This is a genomic window from Variovorax sp. F042 (assembly GCF_057814215.1).
In genome coordinates this window covers 169,041-181,007 of sequence record NZ_JBVASX010000005.1, presented here as the reverse complement: position 1 = coordinate 181,007, position 11,967 = coordinate 169,041, and the positions used below count along the sequence as shown (strand labels likewise).

Annotated in this window: 15 protein-coding genes; 11 read left to right on the top strand and 4 right to left on the bottom strand. The window is 64.5% G+C overall.

Going from position 1 to position 11,967, the window contains the following annotated elements:
* Nucleotides 1–2 precede the first annotated feature (2 nt).
* From ACZYSP_RS18585 to ACZYSP_RS18575, 3 genes are all read left to right on the top strand, one after another.
* The gene (locus tag ACZYSP_RS18585; protein WP_093078473.1) at nt 3–524 is read left to right on the top strand and encodes an ATPase; all 522 of its coding nucleotides are present in this window, start codon (nt 3–5) and stop codon (nt 522–524) included.
* On the top strand, nt 521–706 hold the full coding sequence (locus ACZYSP_RS18580) for a hypothetical protein (protein WP_093056640.1): 186 nt from the start codon (nt 521–523) through the stop codon (nt 704–706). The genes ACZYSP_RS18585 and ACZYSP_RS18580 overlap by 4 nt, the downstream gene beginning before the upstream one ends.
* Before the next feature lie 110 nt (nt 707–816).
* The gene (locus tag ACZYSP_RS18575; RefSeq protein WP_093078474.1) at nt 817–1,491 is read left to right on the top strand and encodes a glutathione S-transferase; all 675 of its coding nucleotides are present in this window, start codon (nt 817–819) and stop codon (nt 1,489–1,491) included.
* On the opposite strand, the gene ACZYSP_RS18570 is transcribed toward ACZYSP_RS18575, so the two are convergent.
* Nucleotides 1,492–1,956, bottom strand: coding sequence for a YqaA family protein (locus tag ACZYSP_RS18570; protein WP_093056638.1), 465 nt, complete (start codon nt 1,954–1,956; stop codon nt 1,492–1,494). It abuts the gene before it with no gap.
* A 174-nt stretch (nt 1,957–2,130) separates the two neighbouring features.
* On the opposite strand from ACZYSP_RS18570, the gene dusB reads away from it, so the two are divergent.
* Genes dusB through purH form a run of 3 tightly spaced genes read left to right on the top strand, consistent with a single transcriptional unit; the run spans nt 2,131 to nt 5,073 of the window.
* The gene (gene dusB, locus ACZYSP_RS18565; RefSeq protein ID WP_093056637.1) at nt 2,131–3,195 is read left to right on the top strand and encodes a tRNA dihydrouridine synthase DusB; all 1,065 of its coding nucleotides are present in this window, start codon (nt 2,131–2,133) and stop codon (nt 3,193–3,195) included.
* 17 nt (nt 3,196–3,212) lie between these two features.
* Complete coding sequence (locus tag ACZYSP_RS18560) at nt 3,213–3,449, top strand: Fis family transcriptional regulator (protein ID WP_007838304.1); 237 nt, start codon at nt 3,213–3,215, stop codon at nt 3,447–3,449.
* Between the two features lie 16 nt (nt 3,450–3,465).
* On the top strand, nt 3,466–5,073 hold the full coding sequence (gene purH / locus ACZYSP_RS18555; RefSeq protein ID WP_093056636.1) for a bifunctional phosphoribosylaminoimidazolecarboxamide formyltransferase/IMP cyclohydrolase: 1,608 nt from the start codon (nt 3,466–3,468) through the stop codon (nt 5,071–5,073).
* A 107-nt stretch (nt 5,074–5,180) separates the two neighbouring features.
* Here the strand turns inward: purH and ACZYSP_RS18550 are convergent, their stop codons facing one another.
* Genes ACZYSP_RS18550 through thiD form a run of 3 tightly spaced genes read right to left on the bottom strand, consistent with a single transcriptional unit; the run spans nt 5,181 to nt 7,912 of the window.
* Nucleotides 5,181–5,666: a hypothetical protein gene (locus ACZYSP_RS18550; RefSeq protein ID WP_093078477.1), complete on the bottom strand. Its 486-nt coding sequence runs from the start codon at nt 5,664–5,666 to the stop codon at nt 5,181–5,183.
* Nucleotides 5,667–5,669: 3 nt separating this feature from the next.
* The gene (gene hemL, locus ACZYSP_RS18545; RefSeq protein ID WP_093056634.1) at nt 5,670–6,950 is read right to left on the bottom strand and encodes a glutamate-1-semialdehyde 2,1-aminomutase; all 1,281 of its coding nucleotides are present in this window, start codon (nt 6,948–6,950) and stop codon (nt 5,670–5,672) included.
* On the bottom strand, nt 6,950–7,912 hold the full coding sequence (thiD, locus tag ACZYSP_RS18540; RefSeq protein WP_093056633.1) for a bifunctional hydroxymethylpyrimidine kinase/phosphomethylpyrimidine kinase: 963 nt from the start codon (nt 7,910–7,912) through the stop codon (nt 6,950–6,952). Before thiD ends, hemL begins: the two co-directional genes overlap by 1 nt.
* 111 nt (nt 7,913–8,023) lie before the next feature.
* Here thiD and ACZYSP_RS18535 point away from each other — a divergent pair, with 111 nt between their 5' ends.
* From ACZYSP_RS18535 to ACZYSP_RS18515, 5 genes are all read left to right on the top strand, one after another.
* Nucleotides 8,024–8,194 (top strand): rubredoxin, encoded by a 171-nt coding sequence (locus ACZYSP_RS18535; protein ID WP_007838397.1) that lies wholly within the window; start codon nt 8,024–8,026, stop codon nt 8,192–8,194.
* Nucleotides 8,195–8,278: 84 nt separating this feature from the next.
* On the top strand, nt 8,279–8,677 hold the full coding sequence (locus ACZYSP_RS18530) for a response regulator (protein WP_021012487.1): 399 nt from the start codon (nt 8,279–8,281) through the stop codon (nt 8,675–8,677).
* Entirely contained in the window at nt 8,677–9,042 is a 366-nt protein-coding gene (locus ACZYSP_RS18525; RefSeq protein ID WP_093056632.1) for a response regulator, read from the top strand. Before ACZYSP_RS18530 ends, ACZYSP_RS18525 begins: the two co-directional genes overlap by 1 nt.
* 19 nt (nt 9,043–9,061) lie before the next feature.
* Nucleotides 9,062–9,595 carry a chemotaxis protein CheW gene (locus tag ACZYSP_RS18520; RefSeq protein WP_093056631.1) on the top strand — a complete coding sequence of 178 codons (534 nt, stop codon included), beginning with the start codon at nt 9,062–9,064 and terminating at the stop codon, nt 9,593–9,595.
* Nucleotides 9,596–9,637: 42 nt separating this feature from the next.
* Nucleotides 9,638–11,953: a methyl-accepting chemotaxis protein gene (locus ACZYSP_RS18515; protein ID WP_093056630.1), complete on the top strand. Its 2,316-nt coding sequence runs from the start codon at nt 9,638–9,640 to the stop codon at nt 11,951–11,953.
* Nucleotides 11,954–11,967 lie beyond the last annotated feature (14 nt).

The following is an 11,967-nucleotide window of genomic DNA, read 5'->3' as shown; positions in this document are numbered from 1 at the left end:
TGATGAGCCTTCCCAAGATCGTCATCATTGCGGGCCCCAACGGGGCGGGAAAGACTACCTTCGCCCGCGCTTTCCTTCCGCAGGAAGCGCAAATCTCGCGTTTCATCAATGCGGATCTGATCGCCGCCGGGCTGTCACCCTTCGCGCCGGAGGCCGAAGCCATCAAGGCCGGGCGATTGATGCTGGAAGAGATTGCCGAGTGCGTTCGTCGTCGGGAGAGCTTTGCTTTCGAGACCACGTTGTCGGGACTGAGCTATCTGCGCCACATCGGCGCATGGAGGAAGTCTGGCTATCACGTGAGCCTTTTCTTTCTGGCGCTTCCGACGGCAGAATTTGCAGTCGCGCGCGTGGCGGAACGTGTCCGGCAAGGCGGGCATCACATTCCTGAAGATGTGATTCGCCGTCGTTTCGAGGCGGGGCGTCGGAATTTTGACGACCGTTATCGCGCTGCGGTGGATGCCTGGGCGCTGTACGACAACGCTGGCGAAGAGCCAGATCTCATCGAATGGGGAGAAGCACCATGACCCGTGAACAGCTGATGCAAGCAAAGGACAAGGACCTGGCCGCTTCGCTGATCGCGATTCGGCGCGCCGCACGGGAAGCGCGAGAAGCCGCGGTGCGCACCAACACTGCCATCGTGGTGCAACGTGGCCAGAAATCAGTCCGCATCACGGCTGACGAACTGCGCAAGGCCGGGGTGAAGTAGGCGTCGAGCACAGTGCTGGCAGCCGCCGGCCCGCACATCCGGCTGGGTCGCCAAGGCCGGTTTCTTGGGTAGACTGCGCGCGCCCTATTTCTCCTCCAAGGCCCGCCTTCATGCTCACCGTCCACCACCTCAACAACTCGCGCTCGCAGCGTGTGCTCTGGCTGCTCGAAGAACTCGAGCTGCCGTACGAGATCGTTCACTACCAGCGCGATCCGCAAACCAGTCTGGCGCCCGCTTCGCTGCGGGCCATTCATCCGCTGGGCAAGTCACCGGTGGTAACGACGGATGACGGACTCACGCTTGCGGAATCGGGCGCGATCATCGAGACACTCGTCGAGCGCTACGGCCACGGTCGCCTCGCGCCCGCGGCCGGTTCGCCGGAGGCGCTGCGCTATCGCTACTGGCTGCACTTTGCCGAAGGCACGGCAATGTCGCCGTTGCTGCTCAAGCTGGTGTTCGATCGCATCGAGACGAGCAAGATGCCTTTCTTCGCGAAGCCGATCGCCAAGGCAATCTCGGCCAAGGCGAAGTCGGCGTTCATCAATCCGAACATCGCAAGCCATCTGAACTACATGGAAGCCGAACTCGGCAAGAGCGAGTGGTTCGCCGGCGACGAGTTCACGGGCGCGGACATCCAGATGAGCTTCGTGGTCGAAGCCGCGCAGGCGCGCGGCGGGCTCGATGCGAAGCGGCCGAAGCTGATGGCGTACCTGGAGCGCATCCACGCGCGTCCCGCGTACAAGCGCGCGCTCGAACGCGGCGGCCCCTACGCCTTGTTGAGCTGATCAGAAGATCTGCAGCAGCGCCACCGTCATGGTGATGTAGCGCAGGAACTTGCCCACGGCCATGTAGGCAACGCATGGCCAGAACGGCAGCTTGAGCCAACCCGCGACCGCGCACAGCGGGTCGCCCACCAGCGGCAGCCAGCTCAGCAGGCAGGCCTTCGGGCCGAGCCGCTCCAGCCAGCCCAGAACGCGCACATGATGTTTCGAGTGCGAGTATTTGTCGGCCACCTTGTGCGCTCCGTAGCCCATCCACCAGTCGACTGCGCCCCCCAGCGTGTTGCCTATGGTCGCCACCGCGATGGCCGGCCAGAACATGTCGGGGTTGAGCTTGAGCAGCCCGAAGAGAAAGGGCTCGGAGCCCACCGGCAGTAGCGTCGCGGAGACGAACGCCGCCACGAACAAGGTCGAGAGACCGTACTGCGGCAGTGCCAGCAGCGCCATGAGGGAGTCGAGCCAGGCTTGCATAAGGTCGGCGCAGTATAGGCAGCGCGTGCTTCGCAACCCCGCAGGAGAAAGCCCCGGAATGCACCGGTGTTTGTACGGGTACCCAGGGCGCAAATCGTTTCAGTCGCTGAAATGCGGCGTGGCTACAATCGTGCCTCATTTTTCAGCAGCCGAACGCGCACGCTCCTCTTTCCAATGACCTTGCAGATCGGCACCCACACGCTGGAAAACCGCCTGTTCGTCGCGCCCATGGCCGGCGTGACGGACCGGCCCTTCCGCATGCTGTGCCGCGAACTCGGTGCCGGCTACGCGGTCAGCGAGATGGTCACGTCGCGCAAGGAACTCTGGGGCACGCTCAAGACATCGCGTCGCGCGAACCATGATGGCGAACCGGGCCCCATTGCGGTGCAGATCGCAGGCACCGATGCGGCCATGATGGCCGAGGCCACGGTCTACAACATCGAGCGCGGTGCGCAGATCATCGACATCAACATGGGCTGCCCGGCCAAGAAGGTCTGCAACAAGTGGGCGGGTTCTGCGCTGATGCGCGACGAGCCACTGGCGCTTGAAATCGTGCAGGCCGTGGTCGATGCCGCGCAGCCTTTCGGCGTGCCGGTCACGCTCAAGATGCGCACCGGCTGGAGCCAGGAGCACCGCAACGCGGTGAAGCTCGCGCGCGATTTCGAATCGGCCGGCGTGCAGATGCTCACGGTGCACGGCCGCACGCGCGAGCAGGGCTACAAGGGCTTTGCCGAGTACGACACCATCGCCGCCGTGAAGGCCGCGGTGCGCGTGCCGGTGGTGGCCAACGGCGACATCCGCTCTCCCGAGAAGGCACGCGACGTGCTTGCGGCCACCGGCGCCGACGCGGTGATGATCGGCCGCGCCGCGCAGGGCCGCCCGTGGATCTTCCGCGAGATCGCGCACTTCCTGGAAACGGGCACGCACCGCGCGCCGCCGCTGGTGGCCGAAGTGCGCCGCTTGCTGCTCGACCATCTCGTGGAGCACTATGCGCTTTACGGCGACTACAGCGGTGTGCGCACGGCGCGCAAGCACATCGGCTGGTATGTGCGCACGCTGCCCGACGGAGAAGCGTTTCGCGCACGCATGAACACCATCGAGGACTGTGCCGAGCAGCTGCGCGCGGTCGGCGACTATTTCGACGGGCTGGCGGACCGCATGGACCGCATGCCCGTGCAGCACCTGGCGGACGAAGAGGCGTCGCCAGGTGAAGAGGAGGCGGCTTGCGCCGTCGATTGAGAAAAAGAGAAGAAGCAATGAGCAAGAAACATATCGAGGACTGCGTGCGCACCAGTCTGGACAGCTACTTTCGCGATCTGCGTGGCACCGAACCCGACGGCATGTACGAAATGCTCGTGCGCGTGGTCGAGAAACCCCTGCTCGACGTCGTGATGACGCGCGCGGAAGGCAATCAATCCAAAGCCGCGCAATGGCTGGGCCTGAATCGCAACACGCTTCGCAAGAAGCTCGTTGAACACAAACTTTTGAAATAACTCCACGGCATATCCAATGGCCCAGACCGCACTCATCTCCGTTTCCGACAAGACCGGCATTCTCGAATTCGCCCAGGCGCTGCATGCGCTGGGCATCAAGCTGCTGTCCACCGGCGGCACCGCCAAGCTGCTGGCCGATGCCGGCCTGCCCGTCACCGAAGTTGCCGACCACACCGGCTTTCCGGAGATGCTCGATGGCCGCGTGAAGACGCTGCACCCGAAGATCCACGGCGGCCTGCTCGCGCGCCGCGACCTGCCCGCGCACGTGGCGGCCATCAAGGAACACGGCATCGACACCATCGACCTGCTGGTGGTCAACCTGTACCCGTTCGAAGCCACCGTGGCCAAGCCCGGCTGCACGCTTGAAGACGCGATCGAGAACATCGACATCGGCGGCCCGGCCATGGTGCGCAGCGCGGCCAAGAACTGGAAGGACGTGGGCGTGCTCACCGACGCATCGCAGTACGCGGTGGCGCTCGCCGAGCTGAAGGCCGACGGCAAGCTCAGCGACAAGACCAAGTTCGCGTTTTCGGTGGCCGCGTTCAACCGCATCGCCGACTACGACGGTGCCATCAGCGACTACCTCTCGGCCATCGACTTCGACGCCAGCATCGGCCAGCCCGCGCCCAAGCGCTCGCTGTTCCCCGCGCAAAGCAACGGCCGCTTCGTGAAGGTGCAAGACCTGCGCTACGGCGAGAACCCGCACCAGCAGGCCGCGTTCTACCGCGACCTGTATCCGGCGCCCGGTTCGCTCGTGTCGGCGAAGCAGCTGCAGGGCAAGGAGCTGAGCTACAACAACATCGCCGACGCCGATGCTGCATGGGAATGCGTGAAGAGCTTCGACGTGCCGGCCTGCGTGATCGTGAAGCACGCCAACCCCTGCGGCGTTGCCATCGGCAAGGATGCTGCCGAGGCTTACGGCAAGGCCTTCAAGACCGACCCGACCTCGGCCTTCGGCGGCATCATTGCCTTCAATCGACCGGTCGACGGCGCGACGGCCCAGGAGATCTCCAAGCAGTTCGTCGAAGTGCTGATGGCGCCCGATTACACGCCCGAGGCACTGGAGCTGTTCCAGGCGACCAAGAACCGGCAGAACGTGCGCATTCTCAAGATATCGCTGCCGCCGGGCGGCGCGAGCGACTGGGACAACGGCCGCAATGCGATGGACGTGAAGCGCATCGGCTCAGGCTTGTTGATGCAGACCGCCGACAACCATGAGCTCGCGGCCAGCGACCTCAAGGTGGTCAGCAAGAAGCAGCCCACGCCGCAGCAACTGCAAGACCTGCTCTTCGCATGGAAGGTCGCGAAGTACGTGAAGAGCAACGCGATCGTGTTCTGCGCCAACGGCATGACCATGGGCGTGGGCGCGGGCCAGATGAGCCGCCTCGATTCGGCGCGCATCGCCAGCATCAAGGCCGAGCACGCCGGCCTGTCGCTGAAGGACACCGCCGTGGCCAGCGACGCCTTCTTCCCGTTCCGCGACGGCCTCGACGTGGTGGTCGATGCGGGCGCGAGCTGCGTCATCCAGCCGGGTGGCTCGATGCGCGACCAGGAAGTGATCGATGCCGCCGACGAGCGTGGCGTCGTGATGGTGCTTTCGGGCGTGCGCCACTTCAGGCACTGACGACGCTCCTTCAAGAACACCGCGGAACCGGCTTTGCCGGGCCGCAGGTGTTGCCCCCGGTGGGGGTTGGCGAAGCGACACGAAGTGCGCGAAGCCTGGGGGCGAGCCTATTCTCCGAACCGGTATTTCAGTTGGAAGGTGATGGCGCCGTACAGCCGGTTCTTGATCGTCGGCACGTAGGCGATGTTGAGGCCCCAGTTCTTGCCTTCGATGGCAGCCACCGGAAGGATGGCCGGGAACCAGTTGCCGTTGCGGTAGTTGGGATAGCCGTCGAAGCCGCCGACCACGGCGCCGAACTTCACGCCGTAGAACTCGACGGGCAACACATACAGGCCCACGTAGTTCGACTGCCGGCGATCGCTGTTGCGGAAGGTGCCCGCGGTGAGGCGGTAGGTGTCGTTCAGCGGGTACTCGAAACCCAGCCCCTGGTTGACGTTCTCCAGGCCCTTGCCACTGTCGAAGTGCGCCGAGTAGAAACCCGGGTTGATCCAGATGTTCTTCGGATCGAAGGAGGACTGCGCAGTTGCCAGGCCGGGTAGAAGAAGAGCAAGAAGAGGAATGCTCAGCACCGGCAACGTGCGCAGGGGGTTCATGGGCTAGGGCGTCCTGAAGATTTGTCTTGCGGCTTCGATGGTGGCGGCGATGTCGTCGTCGCTGTGGGCTGCGCTCACGAAACCTGCCTCGTAAAGCGCGGGGGCAATATACACGCCGCGATCGAGCAAACCGTGAAACAGCGCATTGAATTTCGCGTTGTCGGTTGTCATCACGGTGGCATAGTTTTGCGGCAGGTCCTTCATCAGGAAGAAGCCGAACATGCCGCCTTCGCTGTCGGCATTGAAGGGCTGGCCTTCGGCTGCTGCGGCGGCCTTCAGGCCATCGACCAGCGTGCGCGTTTTCTTGCCGAGCGCTTCGTAGAAGCCGGGCTTTGCAATTTCCTTCAGCGTGGCAAGACCACATGCCGTGGCCACCGGATTACCCGACAGCGTGCCGGCCTGGTAGACCGGGCCCAGCGGCGCAAGCTGTTCCATGATCGCGCGCGGGCCGCCGAAGGCCGCGAGCGGCATGCCGCCGCCGATGACCTTGCCGAGCACCGTGAGGTCGGGCTTGATGCCCAGCACGCCCTGTGCGCCGTGCAGGCCCACGCGAAAGCCGGTCATCACTTCATCGAAGATCAGCAGGGCGCCGTGCTGCGTGCAGAGCTCGCGGCAGCGCTTGGCGAACTCGGGCGTGGCGCGCACGAAGTTCATGTTGCCGGCAATGGCTTCGATCATCAGGCAGGCGATGTCGCTGCCGTGCAGGGCGAAGGCTTCTTCGAGCTGCTGCAGGTTGTTGTACTCGAGCACGATGGTGTGCTGTACCACCTCTGGCGGCACGCCGGCCGAGGTCGGGTTGCCGAAGGTGGCGAGGCCGGAGCCGGCCTTCACCAGCAGTGCGTCGGCGTGGCCGTGGTAGCAGCCCTCGAACTTGACGATGCTCTTGCGGCCGGTGGCGCCGCGCGCCAGGCGCAGCGCGCTCATCGCGGCTTCGGTGCCGGAGCTCACGAGCCGCACCATCTCCATCGACGGCACCAGCGCGAGGATGGCCTCGGCCAGTTCGATCTCGCGCTCGGTCGGCGCGCCGTACGAGAAGCCTTCGAGCACGGCCTTCTGCACCGCCTCGACCACGGCAGGGTGGCCATGGCCCAGGATCATCGGACCCCAGGAGCCGATGTAGTCGATGTAGCGCTTGTCGTTGGCGTCCCAGAAGTAGGCGCCCTGTGCGCGCTGGATGAAGCGGGGCGTGCCGCCCACGGCCTTGAAGGCGCGTACGGGCGAGTTGACGCCCCCGGGGATCACGGCGCGGGCGCGCTCGAAAAGAATGTCGTTGCGGTCGGTCATCAGTGTCGGGTGTCGTGTGGGGGGAGGGCGAAGTCCGGCGCGGCGTCCGGGTCTTCATCGTCTTCGTCGTCCTCGGGCTCGGCCCAGAACAGGCGGTCGGGCAGCACATGGCCCATGCCGGGGCGAAAGCCCGCGTCGAGGCAGCGGTCCATGTAGGCCAGCGCCTCGGTGGTCGCGGCCACGAGGTCGGTGCCGCTTGCGAGCAGGGCGGCCAGGGCGGCCGACAGGGTGTCGCCGGCGCCGGCGAAGACGGCTTCGAGCCGTTCGTACTTCTCGTTGGCGAGCACCGATTGCGGCGAGGCCAGAACGTTGTCGATGAACTGCTCGGGCAGCACCATGCCGGTTACCAGCGTATAGGGCACGCCGAACTCGCCGGCGGCCTTGGCAATGTCGCGCGCACCGGGCGGACGCTCGCCGTTCCAGTCCGGAAGCAGCCAGCGCCACAGAGTACTGTGGTTTCCAACCAACACCGTCGTTTGAGGCAAAACCAGCTCCCGAAAAGCGTCCAGATAGGGCTCGATCAGGTTCTCGTCCCACCACGAAAGGTTGGGCATGTAGGCCACCACGGGCACCTCGGGATAGTCGGCGGCGGTCTCGGCGATGGTGCTCAGGGCCTCGGGGGTGCCGGCAAAGCCCACCTTGATCAACTGGACTTCCACGTCCTCCAGGATGGCGCGCGCCTGCTCGGCAATGGCCTCCTCGTCGAAGGGAAAGTGGTCGAAAATCTCGGCCGTGTCCCTGGCGTAGGCGCCTGTGACGACGGGCAGGACGTGTGCGCCCACCGACGCCATGGCGAGGGCGTCGGCGCCCAGCCCGCCCGCACCGCTGGGGTCGCTGGCGTTGAATACCAGCACGCAGGGAGGATTCAGGTCGCGCTCGGCCAGCTCGCCTTCATCCTGCGAGGGGTCGTTAAGATCGCCCGGTTTGCGGGTTTTGTCTGCTGGAAGTAAGTAGATGGTCATACGCCGGGCGGAATCCCCTGGATGGTGGCATAGGCGCGACGTTTACCGTCTGCCAGTGAGATACGCATAGATACACTCGTTGCATTTAATGAACAAGGACTTTAAGCTCCGATGAATACGAAAACTTGGATGTGCCTGATTTGTGGGTGGATCTATGACGAAGCGGTTGGTGTACCGGAAGACGGCATCGCGGCAGGCACGGCCTGGGCCGATGTCCCGATGAACTGGACCTGTCCTGAGTGCGGTGCGCGCAAGGAAGACTTCGAAATGGTTGAAATCTGAAAGCATGGCATAGATAGAGCTACGCGGTCTGCGTCGATGTTCGGCGCGGCGGGCTTCCAAGTCTCATGAGCAGGAGCGTTTGCAATGGGCCCGAATGGATCAGGTTACAAGGTGCTTGTCATCGACGACAGCAATACCATCCGGCGCAGTGCCGAGATTTTTCTGAAGCAGGGTGGGCACGAGGTTCTTCTTGCGGAGGACGGCTTCGACGCGCTCTCCAAGGTTAACGACCACAAGCCGCATCTGATTTTCTGCGACATCCTGATGCCGCGACTCGACGGCTACCAGACGTGCGCCATCATCAAGCGCAACGCCCATTTTTCCAACGTTCCGGTCGTCATGCTGTCTTCGAAAGACGGTGTATTCGACAAGGCCCGCGGCCGTATGGTCGGATCGCAAGACTACCTGACCAAGCCTTTCACCAAAGACCAGCTGCTGCAGGCCGTGCAGCAGTTTGGCATCGTTCAACAGGAAGTGCAGTAATGCCTATTCGCAAAATCCTCGTCGTCGACGACTCCAAGACGGAACTGGTGTTCCTGACCGACCTCCTCCAGAAGAACGGCTTTGCCGTCAAGACGGCTGAAAACGCCGACGACGCCATGCGCCGCCTGGAAGAAGACCACCCCGACCTGATCCTCATGGACGTCGTGATGCCCGGCCAGAACGGCTTTCAGCTCACGCGCGCCATTGCCCGCGACCCGAAGTACGCGGCGATCCCGATCATCCTGTGCACCAGCAAGAACCAGGAAACCGACCGCGTCTGGGGCATGCGCCAGGGCGCACGCGACTACATCGTGAAGCCGGTCAACGCAGCCGACCTGATGTCCAAGATCAGCGCGCTGAACTGAGCGAAAGCCTGCCGAGTCCATGGCGAATCGCGATGCTCTGAGAGCCTTCCAGTCCCGGCTGGCGAGCCGCCTGCAGGCCGCTCGCACGACGGGCGTGGCTGCCACGTGGCTGGCGGTCGAGGCGGGCGAGGGCAAATACCTCTTTCCGCTGGGACACGCCGGCGAAATCTTTCCCTGGACGCCGCCACAGCCCGTGCCCTACACGGAGCCGTGGTTCCTCGGCGTTGCCAACCTTCGCGGCGGCCTCTATGGCGTCGTGCAGCTGTCGGCATTCGCCTCCGGCGTCCCGGTCGCGCTGGCCGCCACCGAGGCGGCGCGCATCCAGTCGCGGCTCGTTGCTTTCAACGAGCTGCTCGAAGTCAACTGCGCATTGCTGGTCGATCGACTGGCGGGGTTGCGGGGGGCGGAGGCCTTCACGGCGTCCGAGCCTCCTGGCGCAGAAGCACCTGCCTGGCATGGGCATCTGTTTACCGATGCAGCGGGGGAGCGCTGGCAGGAAGTCAACCTGCAAGCGCTTTCGCAGCAACCCCAGTTTTTGAGTATTGGTGCGTAGTGCTCCCGCACGCCGTACCGGAAACCACCTGAAGGACCGACCGTGAGCTCGATCGCCGACAAGTTCAAGAAATTACTGCCCGTGAACAACGGGAACGACAAGGCCCGCGTCGATGGCTCCGGTTCCACGATATCGCTTGACGATGTCGATACCGTCCAGGTTCCGGACGAGAAAACCGTGCGCCTCGCCAGGAAAGGTGCCGTGACCACGGACACCAGCTTCGGCGAGCTCGACCTGCCGGGCGGCGGCGGCGACGCCGCCAACGAGCCGGGCGCCACGGTTGCCGAAGCGGCGCCCGACACCACCGGCGGCCGCGCGGGCTCCAACCCGGCGAGGCAGCAGCGGATCCTGGCCATCCTGCTGGCCGTCGTGGTGCTGTTGCTGCTGCTGGTTGCCGGCTCCGCCATTCTTCGCGCGGAACGCCTGGCGCAGCAGGTGGCGGCCACCGGCCAGTCGCTGATGCAGTCGCAGCGTCTTGCCAAGTCGATCTCGCAGGCCCTCGTCGGCAGCGCCTCGGCGTTCGTCGAAGTGAAGGACAGCGCCGACGACCTCTCGCGCCGCGTACAGGGCCTGACCAACGGCGACGACTCGTTGCGCCTGGAACGCGTGGGCAACCAGTACGACGAGGAGATGAACAAGATCAATCCTCTCGTCACCCGCGCCGACGCCAGCGCCAAGGCCGTGCTGGCCCAGCGCCAGATCCTGACGCAGGTGGGTGCCGCTCTGCGCGACATCAACCAGCAGTCGTCCACGCTGCTCGAAATGACGGAAACCGTCGCGTCGCTGAAGATGCAGCAGAACGCCACGCTGCCTGAAATCTCGGCCGCCGGCCAGCTCGTGATGCTGACGCAGCGCATCGGCAAGTCGACCAACGAGTTCTTCACGGTCGAGGGCGTGAACCCCGACGCCGTGTTCCTGCTGGGCAAGGACCTGAACACCTTCCAGGAAACCACCCGCGGCCTGCTCGACGGCAACGCGCAGCAGCGCTTCCCCGGCTCGAAAGACCCGCAGACCCGCCAGCAGCTCGAAGCCATCCTGAAGACCTACGAGCAGATGCGCACACAGGCTTCGGCCATTCTGGGCAACCTGCAGGGCCTGGTGGCGGCGCGTGAAGCGCAGGCTTCCATCCTGACCGACAGCGAGCCGCTGCGTAAGTCGCTCGGCGACCTGCAGGAAAAGCTCTCCGCACGCACCGGCCTGGGCGCCGGCACCATCGTGCTGCTGTTCGTGCTGTCGCTGGCCGCCCTGGCACTCGCTGGCGCCATCGGTTTCGTGCAGGTGCGCGAAGGCCGTGAACGTGCCGCCGTCGCCGAACGCGAACGTCTGGCTGCCGAACAGGCTTCCGACGAAGCCGGCCGCGTGAACAACGCCAACCAGGCCGCCATTCTTCGGCTGATGAACGAACTGCAGACAGTGGCCGAAGGCGACCTGACCCAGGAAGCAACCGTGACCGAGGACATCACCGGCGCCATCGCCGACTCGGTGAACTACACGGTGGAAGAACTGCGACTGCTGGTGGGCAACGTGCAGAACACGGCTACCCGCGTGGCGCAGACGACGTCGCAGGTGGAAAGCACCTCGACCGAGCTGCTGGCCGCCTCGACCGAACAGCTGCGCGAAATTCGCGAAACCGGCCAGTCGGTGCTGACCATGGCCGAGCGAATCAACGGCGTGTCTACCCAGGCGCAAGAGTCCGCCACGGTGGCGCGCCAGTCGCTGCAGGCTGCATCCTCGGGTCTGCAGGCCGTGCAGAACGCCATCGGCGGTATGAACTCCATCCGCGACCAGATCCAGGAAACCTCCAAGCGGATCAAGCGCCTGGGCGAATCCTCGCAGGAGATTGGCGAAATCACCGAGCTGATCTCGGACATTACCGAACAGACGAACGTGCTGGCCCTGAACGCCGCCATCCAGGCCGCATCGGCCGGTGAAGCCGGACGAGGCTTCTCGGTGGTGGCGGAAGAAGTTCAGCGACTGGCCGAACGCTCCGCAGACGCCACGCGCCAGATCTCGGCGCTGGTGAAGGCGATTCAGACCGACACGCAGGATGCCGTGGGCGCCATGGAGCGCTCCACGCAGGGTGTGGTCGAAGGGGCCAAGCTGTCCGACAACGCGGGTACCGCGCTGTCCGAGATCGACCGCGTGTCGCGCCGACTCGCTGACCTGATTGAGCAGATTTCGCAATCCGCCTCCCGCGAAGCCGATTCGGCCAACGTGGTGGCCGCGAACATCCAGCACATTTTTGCCGTGACGGAACAGACCGGAGAAGGTACGCGCACCACCGCTCAGCAGGTGCGCGAACTGTCGCAGATGGCCGAAGAACTGCGTCGTTCGGTGGCTCGTTTCAAGATTGCCTGACCCACAAGATAGAT

What these genes read in the sequence shown, in the direction of transcription:
- ACZYSP_RS18550 (WP_093078477.1), bottom strand. Translation starts at nt 5,666, where the DNA reads ATGAACCCCCTGCGCACGTTGCCGGTGCTGAGCATTCCTCTTCTTGCT.
- ACZYSP_RS18530 (WP_021012487.1), top strand. Translation starts at nt 8,279, where the DNA reads ATGGGCCCGAATGGATCAGGTTACAAGGTGCTTGTCATCGACGACAGC.
- ACZYSP_RS18580 (WP_093056640.1), top strand. Translation starts at nt 521, where the DNA reads ATGACCCGTGAACAGCTGATGCAAGCAAAGGACAAGGACCTGGCCGCT.
- ACZYSP_RS18535 (WP_007838397.1), top strand. Translation starts at nt 8,024, where the DNA reads ATGAATACGAAAACTTGGATGTGCCTGATTTGTGGGTGGATCTATGAC.
- thiD (WP_093056633.1), bottom strand. Translation starts at nt 7,912, where the DNA reads ATGACCATCTACTTACTTCCAGCAGACAAAACCCGCAAACCGGGCGAT.
- dusB (WP_093056637.1), top strand. Translation starts at nt 2,131, where the DNA reads ATGACCTTGCAGATCGGCACCCACACGCTGGAAAACCGCCTGTTCGTC.
- ACZYSP_RS18560 (WP_007838304.1), top strand. Translation starts at nt 3,213, where the DNA reads ATGAGCAAGAAACATATCGAGGACTGCGTGCGCACCAGTCTGGACAGC.
- ACZYSP_RS18525 (WP_093056632.1), top strand. Translation starts at nt 8,677, where the DNA reads ATGCCTATTCGCAAAATCCTCGTCGTCGACGACTCCAAGACGGAACTG.
- hemL (WP_093056634.1), bottom strand. Translation starts at nt 6,950, where the DNA reads ATGACCGACCGCAACGACATTCTTTTCGAGCGCGCCCGCGCCGTGATC.
- ACZYSP_RS18520 (WP_093056631.1), top strand. Translation starts at nt 9,062, where the DNA reads ATGGCGAATCGCGATGCTCTGAGAGCCTTCCAGTCCCGGCTGGCGAGC.
- ACZYSP_RS18575 (WP_093078474.1), top strand. Translation starts at nt 817, where the DNA reads ATGCTCACCGTCCACCACCTCAACAACTCGCGCTCGCAGCGTGTGCTC.
- purH (WP_093056636.1), top strand. Translation starts at nt 3,466, where the DNA reads ATGGCCCAGACCGCACTCATCTCCGTTTCCGACAAGACCGGCATTCTC.
- ACZYSP_RS18585 (WP_093078473.1), top strand. Translation starts at nt 3, where the DNA reads ATGAGCCTTCCCAAGATCGTCATCATTGCGGGCCCCAACGGGGCGGGA.
- ACZYSP_RS18570 (WP_093056638.1), bottom strand. Translation starts at nt 1,956, where the DNA reads ATGCAAGCCTGGCTCGACTCCCTCATGGCGCTGCTGGCACTGCCGCAG.